This is a genomic window from Tropicimonas sp. IMCC6043 (assembly GCF_004146235.1).
In the GTDB taxonomy this organism is placed as follows: domain Bacteria; phylum Pseudomonadota; class Alphaproteobacteria; order Rhodobacterales; family Rhodobacteraceae; genus Tropicimonas.
This window is the reverse complement of record NZ_SELO01000223.1, coordinates 1-261: the sequence shown is the minus strand read 5'-3', so window position 1 is coordinate 261 and position 261 is coordinate 1. Positions and strand designations below refer to the sequence as shown.

At 58.2% G+C, this 261-nt stretch carries 1 pseudogene; it reads left to right on the top strand.

The window, feature by feature from the left end:
• Positions 1-53: 53 nt before the first annotated feature.
• Positions 54-261, top strand: a pseudogene (locus EU800_RS26460) (IS110 family transposase); the annotation flags it as partial.

Sequence of the window (261 nt, the reverse complement as noted above, 5' to 3'; positions counted from 1 at the left end):
ACGAGGTCCGATACCATTGGCCCCACAAGCAATCATCCGCGAGGAGAATGACCATGAAACAATATGCCGGGCTCGACGTGTCTCTCAAAGGGATTTCGATCTGCGTCATGGATGGGGATGGCAAGGTCTTGGCACGTGGTTCAGTGCCGACCTGCCCCGAGGCAGTTTCCCAGTTTCTTGCCGAGAACAGGCTCATGCCGGAACGGATCGTGCATGAAAGCGGGCAACTGTCGATCTGGCTGCAGAGGGGGCTGGTGCGGC